This is a genomic window from Pararhizobium antarcticum (assembly GCF_001885585.1).
Taxonomy (GTDB): domain Bacteria; phylum Pseudomonadota; class Alphaproteobacteria; order Rhizobiales; family Rhizobiaceae; genus Pararhizobium; species Pararhizobium antarcticum.
In genome coordinates this window covers 1-13,798 of sequence record NZ_LSRP01000086.1, presented here as the reverse complement: position 1 = coordinate 13,798, position 13,798 = coordinate 1, and the positions used below count along the sequence as shown (strand labels likewise).

Sequence of the window (13,798 nt, the reverse complement as noted above, 5' to 3'; positions counted from 1 at the left end):
GATGCTTCAGATTGCGCGGATCAACGCTTCAAATCAACTCAAAATCGGAGATACTGGAAGGTATCGGATTGTCATGACATCAGGGGAATGAAAATGAAGCACATAGTCGTCATCGGCGCCGGAAAGATCGGCTCGACCATCGCCCGCCTGCTCGCCCATTCCGGGGACTATGCCGTGACCGTTGCCGACCGCAGCGGCCAGCAACTCGCCGAGATCGAAAAGCATGACGCCATTTCCACCGCAGAAATCGACATTGGCAATCGAGCCATGCTGATCAGCCTTCTGACAGGCAAATTCGCCGTCCTGAGCGCAGCACCGTTCCACCTCACCATCGCCATTGCCGAGGCTGCCGCCGAAGCCCGCGTCCACTATCTCGATCTCACCGAAGACGTCGACTCGACACGCCGGGTCAAGGCCATCGCCGCGCAGGCCGAAACGGCCTTCATCCCGCAATGTGGCCTTGCCCCCGGTTTCATCTCTATCGTTGCCAATGATCTTGCCAGCCGGTTCGATTCGCTCGACAGCGTCCGCATGCGGGTCGGCGCCCTGCCGCAATATCCCTCCAATGCGCTCAACTATAATCTCACCTGGAGCACGGACGGTGTCATCAACGAATACATCGAGCCCTGCGAGGCGATTGTCGACGGCCAGCTGATCGAGGTTCCGGCCCTGGAAGAGCGCGAGGAATTCTCGCTTGATGGCGTCACCTACGAGGCCTTCAATACGTCCGGCGGCCTCGGCACGCTCTGCGAGACGCTCAAGGGCAAGGTACGGACGCTCAACTATCGCACCATCCGCTATCCTGGCCATGCCGCCATCATGAAGGCGCTGCTCAATGACCTCGGCCTGCGGCATCGCCGCGAGGTGCTCAAGGACATACTCGAAAACGCGCTGCCCTCGACGACGCAGGACGTGGTCATCATCTTCGTCACCGTGTCCGGCCGCCGCGAGGGCCGCCTCGTGCAGGAAACCTATGCCAACAAGGTCTACAGCAGCGTGATTGCGGGCCGCATGCTGAGCGCCATACAGATCACCACAGCAGCCAGCATCTGCGCGGTGCTCGATATGCTCGCCCATGGCGACCTGCCTGCAAAGGGTTTCGTGCGGCAGGAGGAAATCGGCCTTGATGCCTTCCTCGCCAGCCGCTTTGGCCATCACTATGCACAGAAGTCAAACGCGGAGAAAATGGCAAGCTGACCTGCGGGGAAACGCCAGCAACAAGATCAGCGCCATCCACCGCAGCGCCCGGGATCATCCAGTCCCGGGCGTTTCCGTTCGAGCGGTAAAGCCATGTCCGGGCAGGCGTCACAGTCCGGCCATGCGCGGCCCGCATCCGGGCACAAAAAAACCCGCCGAAGCGGGTTCCTGTCAGAGACGGTCGGTCCCGCTCAGGCGGCGACGACGATGCCGTTGAGCGCCGTCATCTCGGAGATGAACTGCTCGATACCAGTCTTGTGCTCGTCCGCACTGCTGTGTTCCAGCTCCGCACGGGCGGCTTCGATCCGCTTTTCGATGACGTCGCGGCTCAGCTCACCAACCGGTACGGCCGATTCGGCCAGAAGCGTGCAACCCGTCGGCAAGATATCGGCAAAACCGCCGAACACCACATAGCGCGCCGTCGTGCCATCGACGGCCTTGACGGTAACGATGCCCGGCTTAATCGTGGTCATCGTCGGCGCATGATTGGCCATCACGGTCATCTCGCCATCGGTGGCCGGAATTACGACTTCGGTGACCCGCTCCGAGAGCAGGAGGCGTTCCGGAGAAACGAGTTCAAAATTGAAATCAGCCATGATCATTCGCTTCTTTTGGCGCTGCCGGCCTGAAGATGCCGGCAGATAAGTCCATTCGATGCAACACAAACGGAGGTTTCATTGCAACGCTTGACGGCCACGGGCGCGGTACGCCCATGACCAACGTCAAATTACGCGGCTTCGGCAGCCAGGCGCTTTGCCTTTTCGACCGCTTCCTCGATGGAGCCGACCATGTAGAAGGCAGATTCCGGAAGGTGATCATACTCGCCGTTGACGAGGCCCTTGAAGCCCTTGATCGTGTCTTCGAGTGCAACCAGCTTGCCCGGGGCACCGGTGAACACTTCGGCGACGAAGAACGGCTGCGACAGAAAACGCTCGATCTTGCGGGCGCGGGCAACAGCCACCTTGTCTTCTTCCGACAGTTCGTCCATCCCGAGGATGGCGATGATGTCCTGGAGCGACTTGTAGCGCTGCAGGGTCGTCTGCACGCGACGCGACACTTCGTAGTGCTCTTCGCCGACAACCATCGGGTCGAGCATGCGCGAGGTGGAGTCGAGCGGGTCAACCGCAGGATAGATGCCCTTTTCGGCGATCGAGCGCGACAGAACCGTCGTTGCGTCCAAGTGGGCGAACGAGGTTGCCGGCGCCGGGTCGGTCAAGTCGTCGGCGGGCACGTAAATGGCCTGAACCGAGGTGATCGAACCCTTGGTCGTCGTGGTGATGCGTTCCTGCATCTGGCCCATGTCGGTGGCAAGCGTCGGCTGGTAACCAACGGCCGAAGGAATACGGCCGAGAAGAGCCGACACTTCGGAACCTGCCTGGGTGAAGCGGAAAATGTTGTCCACGAAGAACAGAACGTCCTGACCTTCGTCGCGGAACTGTTCGGCGATCGTCAGACCCGTCAGAGCGACGCGAGCGCGCGCACCTGGCGGTTCGTTCATCTGACCGTAAACGAGGGCAGCCTTGGAGCCTTCGCCGCCGCCGTGCTTGTTCACGCCGGATTCGATCATTTCGTGGTAAAGGTCGTTGCCTTCGCGGGTGCGTTCACCGACGCCTGCAAACACCGAGTAACCACCATGCGCCTTGGCGACGTTGTTGATCAGTTCCATGATCAGAACCGTCTTGCCGACGCCGGCGCCGCCGAACAGGCCGATCTTGCCGCCCTTGGCGTAAGGGGCGAGGAGGTCGACGACCTTGATGCCGGTGACGAGGATCTGCGCTTCCGTCGACTGCTCGACGTAGGACGGTGCTTCCTGGTGGATCGAACGCTTGGTGGCGGTGATCAGCGGACCAGCTTCGTCAACCGGCTCGCCGATGACGTTCATGATGCGGCCGAGCGTTTCCAGACCGACCGGAACGGTGATCGGAGCGCCCGTATCCGTGACCGGCTGACCGCGAACCAGACCTTCGGTCGAGTCCATGGCGATCGTGCGGACGGCGTTCTCGCCGAGATGCTGGGCGACTTCGAGAACAAGGCGGTTGCCGTTGTTGTCGGTTTCGAGCGCGTTGAGGATCAGCGGGAGCTGACCTTCATCGAACGAAACGTCGACGACGGCGCCGATGACCTGCGTCACGCGGCCGACCGCACCGGTTGCTGTCATGACAGCAACCGGTGCCTTGACGGTAGCTGCCTTCTTCGTTGCAGCCGGCTTCTTGACCGCTGCGGTATCTGTGGGGGTAGCTGCCTTAGCCATGATTCTTACCCTCTTTCCGTAACCTTAGAGCGCTTCCGCGCCCGAAATGATTTCAATGAGTTCCTTGGTGATCTGAGCCTGGCGCTGACGGTTATAGGACAGCGTCAGCTTGTTGATCATATCACCGGCATTGCGCGTGGCGTTGTCCATCGCGCTCATCTTGGCACCCATTTCACCGGCAACATTTTCGAGCAGAGCCCGGAAAACCTGCACCGAAATGTTGCGCGGAATAAGATCGCTAAGGATCTCGCCCGCATCTGGCTCGTATTCATAAATCGCCGCAGCACCCGTGTCAGCCGCAGCAACATCCGTCGAAACGGCTGCCGGCACCAACTGCAAGGCCGTCGGAACCTGGCTGATCACCGACTTGAATTCGGAGTAGAACAGCGTGCAGACATCGAACTCGCCCTTTTCGAACAGGCCGATGACCTTCTTGCCAATCTGGTCGGCATTTTCAAAGCCGACTCGTTTGACTTCACGCAGGTCGACACGATCGATGATCAGCGAGGCGAATTCGCGACGCAGGATATCGAAACCCTTCTTGCCGACGCAGATGATCTTGACCGTCTTGCCTTCGATCAGAAGCTTTCGCACGTGATCACGGGCAAAGCGGGCGATCTGGCTATTGAAACCGCCGCAAAGGCCACGCTCTGCCGTGCAGACCACCAGAAGATGGGTCTGATCGCGGCCGGTGCCCGTCATCAGGCGCGGTGCGCTGTCGTCAGAACCAACAGCCTGGGCGATGTTCGAGAGAACAGCACTCATCCGCTGCGAATATGGCCGAGCAGCCTCGGCCGCCTCCTGCGCACGCCGAAGCTTCGCCGCGGCGACCATTTTCATCGCCTTGGTGATCTTCTGCGTCGCCTTGACGGAGGCGATCCTGTTTTTCAGATCCTTGAGTGAAGGCATCCGTTATCCGTCCTCGTCCTAAATGGAACCCGATTAGGCGAAGGATTTCGCAAACGTGTCGATGGCAGCCTTGAGCTTGCCCTTGACGTCGTCGCTGATGGCCTTGTCCTTGCGGATAGCTTCAAGAATGTCCTTGCCTTCCGAACGCATGTACGAAAGCAGGCCCTGTTCGAAAGCGCCGATCTTGCTGACCGGAACCTTGTCGAGATAGCCGTTGACACCAGCAAAGATCACGGCGACCTGCTCTTCCGTCTTCAGCGGCGAAAACTGCGGCTGCTTCAGAAGTTCGGTCAGACGTGCACCGCGGTTCAGCAGGCGCTGCGTCGCAGCGTCAAGGTCCGAACCGAACTGGGCAAAGGCGGCCATTTCGCGATACTGGGCGAGTTCGCCCTTGATCGAGCCGGCAACCTGCTTCATCGCCTTGACCTGAGCGGCCGAACCCACGCGGGAAACCGACAGACCGACGTTCACCGCCGGGCGAATGCCCTGGTAGAACAGGTCGGTTTCAAGGAAGATCTGGCCGTCGGTGATCGAAATCACGTTGGTCGGGATGAACGCCGAAACGTCATTGCCCTGGGTTTCAATGACAGGCAGAGCCGTCAGCGAGCCAGCGCCATTGGCGTCGGAGAGCTTTGCAGCGCGCTCAAGAAGACGCGAATGCAGGTAGAAGACGTCACCCGGATAGGCTTCGCGGCCCGGAGGACGGCGCAGCAGGAGCGACATCTGGCGGTAGGCGACGGCCTGCTTGGAAAGGTCGTCATAACCGATCAGTGCGTGCATGCCGTTGTCGCGGAAATATTCGCCCATGGCAGCGCCGGCAAACGGTGCGAGATATTGCATTGGGGCCGGATCGGATGCGGTGGCCGCAACGATGATCGAATATTTCAGGGCGCCGCGTTCTTCGAGCACCTTGACGAACTGGGCAACCGTCGAACGCTTCTGGCCGATGGCGACATAGACGCAATACAGCTTTTCAGCATCCGGACCATTGTCGTGAATGGCCTTCTGGTTGAGGATCGTGTCGAGGATGATGGCGGTCTTACCGGTCTGGCGGTCGCCAATGATCAGCTCGCGCTGGCCGCGGCCGACCGGGATAAGAGCGTCAATGGCCTTGAGGCCGGTCGACATCGGCTCATGAACCGACTTGCGCGGGATGATGCCCGGAGCCTTGACGTCAACGCGCGAACGGCGCGTTGCGTTGATCGGACCCTTGCCGTCGATCGGATTGCCGAGCGCGTCAACGACGCGGCCGAGCAGTTCCGGACCGACCGGAACGTCGACGATGGCACCGGTCCGCTTGACAGTGTCGCCTTCCTTGATGCCACGGTCGGCACCGAAGATAACAACACCGACATTGTCGGCTTCGAGGTTCAGCGCCATGCCGCGAATTCCACCCGGGAATTCGACCATCTCGCCGGCCTGGACATTGTCCAGACCGTAGACGCGGGCAATACCGTCACCGACGGAAAGCACCTGGCCAACCTCGGAGACTTCTGCCTCCTGGCCAAAGTTTTTGATTTGATCTTTGAGAATTGCGGAAATTTCCGCGGCGCGGATATCCATCAGCCGACCTCTTTCAGTGCAAGCTTAAGGCTCGAGAGCTTTGTGCGAAGGGAAGTGTCAATCTGGCGGGACCCGACCTTGACGATCAAACCACCGAGAATAGACGGATCGACAGTGACGGCAACCGTCACGTCTTTGCCGGTGACGCTCTTCAGCGCCGCCTTCAATTCGGTTTCCTGTGCTGCGGACAGCACATGGGCCGAGGTAACCTCGGCAGAAATTTCACCCCGATGACGGGCCGCGGTTGCGCGGTAGGACCTGACGATTCCGGGAACCGCAAACAGACGGCGGTTGCGCGCGACGACCTTCAGGAAATTGCCGACCAGACCCGAGATCCCAGCCTTCGCGATGATCGCGGAAATGGCCTTGAACTGGTCGTCGGCGGAAAAGACCGGGCTGACGATGAGACGCTTCAGATCGGCACTGTCGTCGATCATGCGCAGGAACGCATCCAGATCAGACCCAACGCTTTCAACCGCGCCCGCTTCAAGCGCGAGATCGAAAAGCGAAGACGCGTACCTTTCTGCAACACCGGAAATAAGCTGGGATGTGTCTGCCACGGGCACAAGCTTCTCTCTTTTTAATTCAATCACGCCGTCTGCGGAAAACCGTAAACCCAACGCGTTGAATTTGTTGCTATATTTTTAAGGATATCCAGGCCGGACGGCCCGCTTCCCCCACAAGTCGGGTTCGTCTAGCATAGGATATCTGGACTCGCAACACGCGAACCGCATGAATGCGTCATAACTGCGCATCGTTAGGCTGAATTTTGCCGAAAATGCGGTTCGTGCTGACGCCGCCCGGCTCTGCAGCCGGTTATCGCCCCCTAGATAAAGCCGAAAACATAGGCCAGCGGCAGGGCGGAAAGCACCACCTGCAGGCTGACCAGCGCCCAGTTGAGCGCGGTGTTTCCGCCATCCGACAGCATCGAGAGGATGCGCCCGAATGCCGCAAGCGCAAAGGCCGAGCCGAGCGCCAGATAGACCATTGGCTGAGCCAGCAGCAAGGCCGCCAGACCGATGCCAAGATGAAATCCGCCCATGGTCGAGCGCGCCTCGGCATAACCGCCGCGCCGGCCTTCCCGAAGGTCGATCCCCAGCGCCCGATAGGCAAGGCCGGGCGCAAACAGAAAGACGAGACCCAGCAGGGCCGTGACGGCTGCGGCGCAAAACGCGAGCAATTCGCCTGTTTCCGTCGGGATATAGAATTCCATGCCGCTCTCTTGGTCCTGCGCTGCGTCGCTCCAGCCTTAGCGCAGCCCGCGACGAAAGGGAATCGGCTGGGCGGTGCCTTTGTTCTGCGTCGGCGAAATTATCGACCGCCCCGGACGGCTGCGGATGAAAGCCGCCGAAAGGACGCTGAGAGGCGGCATCCTTATACAATTGCCCCTGCGGCAACATTCCGCGCCCCGCCATCGGCACTCTCCCGCCTAGAGAAAACTCTGCGGATCCATATCCAGTTGCACCTGGACAGAGCCGCGCACTTTCGGCCCGGCAGCCAGCATCACCTTGACGAAGGCCTGCATGTCGCTGTTGCGCCGGCCATGGACCAGCAGCCGGAAGCGGTGGCGGCCGCGAATGAGGGCAAGCGGCGCTTCGGCCGGGCCAAGCAGGCTGATGCCCTTGACGCGCGGCGCAGCAAGCCGCATCGCCCTGGCATGGCCTTCTGCATCCGCCCGGCTGTCGGCTGAAATGATCAGCGAGGCGAGCCGCCCGAATGGTGGCAGAAGCGCCTTTTCCCGCTCGTGGATTTCGCGCGCATAAAACGCGTCGGAATCGCCCGAGACGATCGCCTGCATCACCGGGTGCTGCGGCTGGTAGGTCTGCAGCAGCCCGAGGCTTTTCAGTCCGGTCCGCCCGGCCCGGCCCGTCACCTGGCTCAGCAGCTGGAAGGTGCGCTCGGCAGCGCGCGGATCGCCATTGGCCAGCCCGATATCGGCATCGACGATGCCGACAAAGGTCATCAGCGGAAAATTATGCCCCTTGGCGACCAGTTGCGTGCCGACGACGATATCGGCCTCGCCGCGGGTGATGGCATCCAGCTCCAGCCGCAGCCGCTTCACGCCCATCAGGTCCGAGGACAGGACGATGGTGCGGGCCTCGGGGAAATGCCGCTCCACCTCTTCCGCAATGCGCTCGACGCCCGGTCCGCAGGCAACGAGATGATCGAAGGTGCCGCATTCCGGACAGGCTTCCGGGGTCTTTTCGGCATGACCGCATTGATGGCACTGGATCTGGCCGCGAAACCGGTGCTCGACCAGCCAGCTCGAGCAATCCGGGCACTGGAAGCGGTGGCCGCAGACGCGGCAGAGCGTCAGGGGTGCATAGCCGCGGCGATTGAGGAACAGAAGCGCCTGCTCGCCGCGCCCGATGGCCTTCCCGACATGTTTCAGCAGCACCGGCGACAGGAAGCCGCCGCGCTCCGGCGGATGCTTGCGCATGTCGACCAGGCCAAGGTCCGGCAGGGCCGCATCGCCAAAACGGGTCGGCAGGTGGATCGGCTTGTAGCGGCCCATCTCGCCATTGACGCGGCTTTCGACGGATGGTGTCGCAGACACCAGAACCACCGGAAAATCCGCGATACGGGCCCGCACCACGGCCATGTCACGGGCATTATAGAAAACCCGGTCTTCCTGCTTGTAGGCCGGGTCATGCTCCTCGTCGACGATGATCAGGCCGAGATTCTCGAACGGTAGGAACAGCGCGGAGCGGGCGCCGGCAACGACCTTGACGCCTCCTTCGGTCACCTGCCGCCAGACCTTTTCGCGCGTCCGGGGGGCCAGATCGGAATGCCACTCGGCAGGCTTCGAGCCGAAACGATCCTGGAAGCGCTCGAGGAAACTCGCCGTCAGCGCGATTTCCGGCAGAAGGATCAGCACCTGCCTGCCGGCTTTCAGCGTCGCGGCAATCGCCTCGAAATAGACCTCCGTCTTGCCGGATCCGGTAATGCCATCGATCAGCGAGACCGAGAACCCGCCGGCGGCAACGCTGTCCAGGAGATCGACGGCCGCCTGCTTCTGCGGCCCTTCAAGGCGGTGCGCGGCATAATCCGGATCCGGCACGGCAACGATTGGCGGCGGCGCCATGAACATCGTCTCGAACACGCCCTGCACCGTCAGCCCGTCAATGACACTGGACGAGGTCCCGGCAGCATGGGCAAGGCCCGAACGCGTCCAGGCAAAACCGTTGTCGGCGGCCGCAATGACCCGCGACCGCGCCGGCGTCAGGCGCTCCGGCCTTGTCTCCGTCAGGCGAAGCCCCTCGATCATCGGCTCCTGATCAAACGCCGCTGGTGCCCGCAGCGCCATGCGGGCGACAAGGCCGGGCGGAGACAGCGTATAGGCGGCTACCCAGTCGATGAAGGCGCGCATGTCGCGGGTCAAAGGCGGGCAGTCGAAAACCTGCGCGATGGACTTCAGTTTCTTCGGATCGACGGCGCCGTCATCCGCGCCATCCCAGACGACGCCCGGCACCAGTCGGGGCCCCAGCGGCACCTGCACGATCGAGCCGGGCTCGACCGCCATGCCTTCCGGGACGGCATAGGAATAGGGTTTTGGCGCCGGCATCGGCACGAGAACGGGCACAACATGGCGGCCGGGTAGGCCCCCGAACAAATCGATCGAATCTTCTGTCATCGCCCGTGACCTTGCCTTCGGATTGCGTTAAAGAAAACCCCGAAACATCGAAGCAGCCCGCGCGTCCCAAGGGAGAGAGCCATGAAATTTTTTGTCGATACAGCCGATGTCAACGAAATCAAGGAACTGAATGACCTTGGTCTCGTCGACGGCGTCACCACCAATCCTTCCCTGATCCTGAAGTCCGGACGCAACATTCTTGAAGTCACCAAGGAAATCTGCGGCATCGTCGAAGGCCCGGTTTCGGCCGAAGTCGCCGCCACCGATTACGCCACGATCATGAAGGAAGCGGCCGTCATTGCAAAGATCGCCGACAATATCTGCATCAAGCTGCCGCTGACCCTCGACGGCCTCAAGGCCTGCAAGAACCTGACCTCGGATGGCCACCAGACCAATGTGACGCTGTGCTTCTCGGCCAACCAGGCCCTGCTCGCCGCCAAGGCCGGCGCGACCTTCGTATCGCCCTTCGTCGGCCGCCTGGACGACATCGCCTTTGACGGCATGGATCTGATCCGCGAAATCCGCCAGATCTTCGACAATTACGGCTACGAGACCGAAATCCTCGCCGCCTCGATCCGCACGGTCAACCACGTCAAGGAAGCAGCCCTCATCGGCGCCGACGTCATCACCGCGCCGCCGGCAACCCTGAAGGCGCTGGTCAAGCACCCGCTGACCGAGGCCGGCCTCGCGACCTTCCTCGCAGACTGGGCAAAGACCGGCCAGAACATCGCCTGATTATTTTTGGGTAGCCCTGAATGAACGAAGCCCGGCGAGATGATCGCTGGGCTTTTTGCTGTCTGCTTCTTTTATCGCGGCAGCGCAGGTCCGGCCTATGGCCTTACGCTGCAGACGTCGATGCCCCGAACACCGCATCCCCGTCCCGCGCCAGATCATGCACAGTATGCCGCTCGAGTGCCCGGGTCACCGCCGTTGGATCACCATCCAGCGCCTCCGGCGGGATGAGATTGCCGATGGTGAAATCGAAGAGGTCGCCCTTCTTGTTGAGCAGTTCGTGAAACACCGTCATGTCGCGCAGTTCGGTCGACCATTTGGCAAACCAGTAGAACAGGCCGGAATTGCGGGCCGTCATGTGCACAGGCAGGATCGGCAGATTGTACTTGCGGGCAAAGCCGACAGCCGAGGTTTTCCAGGGGCGCTCGTTCAGCCGGCCATCGGCCCAGTAGGCAATACGGCCTGAGGGAAACAGCACGGTCGCCTTCGCCTCGCCGATCGCCCGGTTGGTCACCTGCAACGTCTCGCGGGCCTTCAGCTTGCTCTTGTGTTCCTCGCGCCATTCGACCGGAATGACCATCTCGACGAAGCGCGGATTGACCCGCACGGCATCGCGATTGGCAAAGAACATCATGTCCGGGCGTCGGGTCTTCAACAGGTCGAACACGGCAATGCCGTCGGCAATGCCGGTCGGATGGTTGCTGACCAGCAGGAAACCGCCCTTGTCCGGAATCCGTTCGGCATAGCGCACGCGAACATCCAGCGACAGCAGGCCGCTCAGATGCTCGAACGCCTGGAAGCCCGGCAGGTTGGAAACCTGATCGGCAAACGCGATGGCCTTGCGATAGTTGAGCAGCGTGTAGATGAACGGCCGCAGCATCGGCCAGAGCGGATGGGCGGCGATCTTGCGGCCACGCTCGGCAATCAGCGTATCGACGATATGGCCCGGCTGGCCCTGCGAAACCAGGGCGATCGTTTCTGCGAAATGTGCGAAACCGGTAGCCGCATCCCGTCTTGCCATCAAATTTTCCGCCTCATTTGCCCTGCTATGGCAGTTGAATATGATCCAAGCATGACAGATTCCAAGATGGCGTTAGCAAAAACATAACATCGAAACCCCACAGTGGCGGCGAGATTTCAAAGCCTGCGGAGCATGGTGTGAACGCGCTACTGGTGATCGGCAATTCCGAACTCATGACCGAGCGGCAACGCTGGCTCGACAGCCTTGCGCAGGAACGGCGGCTGTCAGGCAAGACAGTCGAAGCCTATGAGCGCGACAGCCGGCAATTCCTGACATTTCTCACCGGCCACCTTGCAGGTCCGGCAAAACTCTCCGACATCCACGCGCTGCGGCCCGGCGACCTGCGCGGTTTCCTCGCGGCCAGACGTCGCGATGGCGCCGGTGCGCGTACCCTTGGTCGCGGTCTCGCCGGCCTGCGTTCCTTCCTGCGCCATCTGGAAAAGAAGGGGCTGGCCAATGCCGCCGGCGCTTCGGCCGTGCGTTCGCCCAAGCAGCCGAAATCACTGCCCAAACCGCTGAGCGACCGCGACGCCCTGACGGTCGTGACCACCGAAGCGCAACTGGCCGACGAGCCCTGGATCGCCACCCGCAATGCGACGGTGCTGACCTTGCTCTATGGCTGCGGCCTGCGCATCTCCGAGGCGCTCGACCTGACACCCGGCGATTTCGACGGCACACCGACGGCGCTCCGGATCAACGGCAAGGGCGGCAAGACCCGCATCGTGCCGTTGATCGCTCCGGCCATCGACGCCGTGCGCGCCTATGTGAAACTCTGCCCCTATTCTCTTGCCGCCGATGAACCGCTGTTTCGCGGTGCCCGCGGCGGCAAGCTGCAGCCGGCCATCATCCAGCGCGACATGCAGAAACTGCGCGGCGCACTCGGACTGCCAGACACGGCGACGCCGCATGCGCTGCGGCATTCCTTTGCCACGCATCTGCTCGCCGGTGGCGGCGACCTGCGCACCATCCAGGAACTGCTCGGCCACGCCAGCCTGTCAACGACCCAGGTCTATACCGGCGTCGATTCGGCCAGGCTGCTGGAGATCTACGACCGGGCGCATCCCCGCGCCTGAAACTGCCGCCTGACGTCGAAAGGGGTCGGGCATTAACCATCTTCGTTAAAGGGCTTGTGAAGCTTCCGACGCTAGGGTCGGCGTGACGAAATACGCCGTGGAGACGGGAATGATGATGCGAGAGATTGCCCAGACGCTGCGCGCAAGAGCCGGAAAGGTAGGAGACGGCCTGCTCTGGCTGATCGCCACCCTGCATGTGGCGCTGGTCGCCAGCCTGATCGCCGTGCTGTTTTCGGTCGCCCCGGCCAAGGCGCAAGAGGCGTCCTGCGGCGGCAACAACCTCGTTGACGCGCTCAAGCTTTCGGATCCGGCCAAATTCGCAGCCCTCGAGAAGGAAGCAGCGGCGGTTCCGAACGGCAGGGGCACCTTCTGGAAGATCGAAAAAACGGGGATCGCCCCGTCCTACCTGCTCGGCACCATGCACGTCACTGATCCGCGCGTGCTGGCCATGCCCGAGGGGGCAGAAACGGCCTATGCGCAATCGGCAACGGTCATTGTCGAATCCGACGAGATCGTCGACGATCGTAAGGCGGCAGCCGCCCTGATGATGCGGCCGGACCTGACGATGTTTCCAGACGGCAAGTCGATCCAGGATTTTCTCGACGACACCCAGGAAGACAAACTCGCCGCCGATTTGAAGCAGCGCGGCATTCCGCTAACGCTGGTCGCCAAGATGAAGCCGTGGATCATTGCCAGTTTTGTTGCCCTGCCCGCCTGCGAAATGAGCCGCAAGGCCGCCGGCGCATCCTTTCTCGACAAGAAGCTGGCCGAAGACGCCCTGCAGAATGGCAAGGCGCTGAAGGGGCTCGAAACACTCGTCGAACAGCTGAAGGCCATGGATGCCCTGCCAATCGCCTTCCACCTGGAGGCGCTGATCGAGACGCTGGCGCTGGGCGACACCATCGAAGACGTGATGTCCACCACGACCGATCTCTATCTCTCGGGCGAGATCGGCATGATCATGCCGATGATGAAAGCTGTCGCGGAGAAAAAATCGGCGAATAGCGATGCCGGCTACGCCGATTTTGAGCAACGCATCATCATCGATCGCAATGAGGTGATGGCGACACGCGCCAGGCCGATCCTCGACACCGGCAATGTTTTCATGGCCGTCGGAGCCCTACACCTGCCGGGCGAAGAGGGTGTCATCGAACTTTTGCGCAAGGAAGGGTTTAAGGTTACCCGCATCTCAGCCGCCGAATAAGAAGCGACGCAACGTCGCTGTTTCTTCCGTCACGCTTTCGAAAGCTGCTTTAATAGGACAGCATCAATGCGATTGAAAAAAGTTTTCCTAGTCGGCGCCGCAACACTGGTGAGCCTGATGTGCATACGCATCATAAGCTTTCAATACTTTGATTTCATCTATGACTATAAATACAAAATCACGGTTAATTTTGAAGAAAATGAGCGTCCTCTTA

The 13,798-nt window shown here is 61.2% G+C and carries 12 protein-coding genes; 4 read left to right on the top strand and 8 right to left on the bottom strand.

The window, feature by feature from the left end:
• Positions 1 to 93 precede the first annotated feature (93 nt).
• On the top strand, positions 94 to 1,197 hold the full coding sequence (locus AX760_RS13060; protein ID WP_071833367.1) for a saccharopine dehydrogenase family protein: 1,104 nt from the start codon (positions 94 to 96) through the stop codon (positions 1,195 to 1,197).
• A 191-nt stretch (positions 1,198 to 1,388) separates the two neighbouring features.
• On the opposite strand, the gene AX760_RS13055 is transcribed toward AX760_RS13060, so the two are convergent.
• From AX760_RS13055 to AX760_RS13025, 7 genes are all read right to left on the bottom strand, one after another.
• The gene (locus tag AX760_RS13055) at positions 1,389 to 1,793 is read right to left on the bottom strand and encodes a F0F1 ATP synthase subunit epsilon (protein WP_071833366.1); all 405 of its coding nucleotides are present in this window, start codon (positions 1,791 to 1,793) and stop codon (positions 1,389 to 1,391) included.
• A 131-nt stretch (positions 1,794 to 1,924) separates the two neighbouring features.
• Complete coding sequence (atpD, locus tag AX760_RS13050) at positions 1,925 to 3,448, bottom strand: F0F1 ATP synthase subunit beta (protein ID WP_071833334.1); 1,524 nt, start codon at positions 3,446 to 3,448, stop codon at positions 1,925 to 1,927.
• Positions 3,449 to 3,472: 24 nt separating this feature from the next.
• On the bottom strand, positions 3,473 to 4,357 hold the full coding sequence (locus AX760_RS13045) for a F0F1 ATP synthase subunit gamma (RefSeq protein ID WP_071833333.1): 885 nt from the start codon (positions 4,355 to 4,357) through the stop codon (positions 3,473 to 3,475).
• 33 nt (positions 4,358 to 4,390) lie between these two features.
• Entirely contained in the window at positions 4,391 to 5,920 is a 1,530-nt protein-coding gene (atpA, locus tag AX760_RS13040) for a F0F1 ATP synthase subunit alpha (RefSeq protein ID WP_071833332.1), read from the bottom strand.
• Positions 5,920 to 6,486: a F0F1 ATP synthase subunit delta gene (locus tag AX760_RS13035; RefSeq protein ID WP_071833331.1), complete on the bottom strand. Its 567-nt coding sequence runs from the start codon at positions 6,484 to 6,486 to the stop codon at positions 5,920 to 5,922. Before AX760_RS13035 ends, atpA begins: the two co-directional genes overlap by 1 nt.
• Positions 6,487 to 6,746: 260 nt before the next feature.
• The gene (locus tag AX760_RS13030; protein ID WP_071833330.1) at positions 6,747 to 7,133 is read right to left on the bottom strand and encodes an AGROH133_08824 family phage infection protein; all 387 of its coding nucleotides are present in this window, start codon (positions 7,131 to 7,133) and stop codon (positions 6,747 to 6,749) included.
• A gap of 216 nt (positions 7,134 to 7,349) precedes the next feature.
• A complete protein-coding gene (locus AX760_RS13025; RefSeq protein WP_071833329.1) occupies positions 7,350 to 9,554 on the bottom strand; it encodes a primosomal protein N' in 2,205 nt (734 codons plus the stop codon).
• An 81-nt stretch (positions 9,555 to 9,635) separates the two neighbouring features.
• On the opposite strand from AX760_RS13025, the gene fsa reads away from it, so the two are divergent.
• Positions 9,636 to 10,289, top strand: a complete 654-nt coding sequence (fsa, locus tag AX760_RS13020) for a fructose-6-phosphate aldolase (protein WP_071833328.1) — start codon at positions 9,636 to 9,638, stop codon at positions 10,287 to 10,289.
• A gap of 103 nt (positions 10,290 to 10,392) precedes the next feature.
• On the opposite strand, the gene AX760_RS13015 is transcribed toward fsa, so the two are convergent.
• Positions 10,393 to 11,307, bottom strand: a complete 915-nt coding sequence (locus AX760_RS13015) for a GNAT family N-acetyltransferase (protein ID WP_071833327.1) — start codon at positions 11,305 to 11,307, stop codon at positions 10,393 to 10,395.
• A 173-nt stretch (positions 11,308 to 11,480) separates the two neighbouring features.
• Between AX760_RS13015 and AX760_RS13010 the strand changes: the two genes are divergently transcribed.
• Together AX760_RS13010 and AX760_RS13005 are read left to right on the top strand one after the other, a co-directional pair.
• On the top strand, positions 11,481 to 12,380 hold the full coding sequence (locus AX760_RS13010; RefSeq protein ID WP_083531179.1) for a tyrosine recombinase XerC: 900 nt from the start codon (positions 11,481 to 11,483) through the stop codon (positions 12,378 to 12,380).
• A gap of 115 nt (positions 12,381 to 12,495) precedes the next feature.
• Positions 12,496 to 13,584 carry a TraB/GumN family protein gene (locus tag AX760_RS13005; protein ID WP_071833365.1) on the top strand — a complete coding sequence of 363 codons (1,089 nt, stop codon included), beginning with the start codon at positions 12,496 to 12,498 and terminating at the stop codon, positions 13,582 to 13,584.
• The last annotated feature ends 214 nt before the right edge of the window (positions 13,585 to 13,798 follow it).

What these genes read in the sequence shown, in the direction of transcription:
- AX760_RS13010 (WP_083531179.1), top strand. Translation starts at nt 11,481, where the DNA reads ATGACCGAGCGGCAACGCTGGCTCGACAGCCTTGCGCAGGAACGGCGG.
- AX760_RS13015 (WP_071833327.1), bottom strand. Translation starts at nt 11,307, where the DNA reads ATGGCAAGACGGGATGCGGCTACCGGTTTCGCACATTTCGCAGAAACG.
- AX760_RS13055 (WP_071833366.1), bottom strand. Translation starts at nt 1,793, where the DNA reads ATGGCTGATTTCAATTTTGAACTCGTTTCTCCGGAACGCCTCCTGCTC.
- AX760_RS13045 (WP_071833333.1), bottom strand. Translation starts at nt 4,357, where the DNA reads ATGCCTTCACTCAAGGATCTGAAAAACAGGATCGCCTCCGTCAAGGCG.
- atpD (WP_071833334.1), bottom strand. Translation starts at nt 3,448, where the DNA reads ATGGCTAAGGCAGCTACCCCCACAGATACCGCAGCGGTCAAGAAGCCG.
- AX760_RS13025 (WP_071833329.1), bottom strand. Translation starts at nt 9,554, where the DNA reads ATGACAGAAGATTCGATCGATTTGTTCGGGGGCCTACCCGGCCGCCAT.
- atpA (WP_071833332.1), bottom strand. Translation starts at nt 5,920, where the DNA reads ATGGATATCCGCGCCGCGGAAATTTCCGCAATTCTCAAAGATCAAATC.
- fsa (WP_071833328.1), top strand. Translation starts at nt 9,636, where the DNA reads ATGAAATTTTTTGTCGATACAGCCGATGTCAACGAAATCAAGGAACTG.
- AX760_RS13005 (WP_071833365.1), top strand. Translation starts at nt 12,496, where the DNA reads ATGCGAGAGATTGCCCAGACGCTGCGCGCAAGAGCCGGAAAGGTAGGA.
- AX760_RS13030 (WP_071833330.1), bottom strand. Translation starts at nt 7,133, where the DNA reads ATGGAATTCTATATCCCGACGGAAACAGGCGAATTGCTCGCGTTTTGC.
- AX760_RS13060 (WP_071833367.1), top strand. Translation starts at nt 94, where the DNA reads ATGAAGCACATAGTCGTCATCGGCGCCGGAAAGATCGGCTCGACCATC.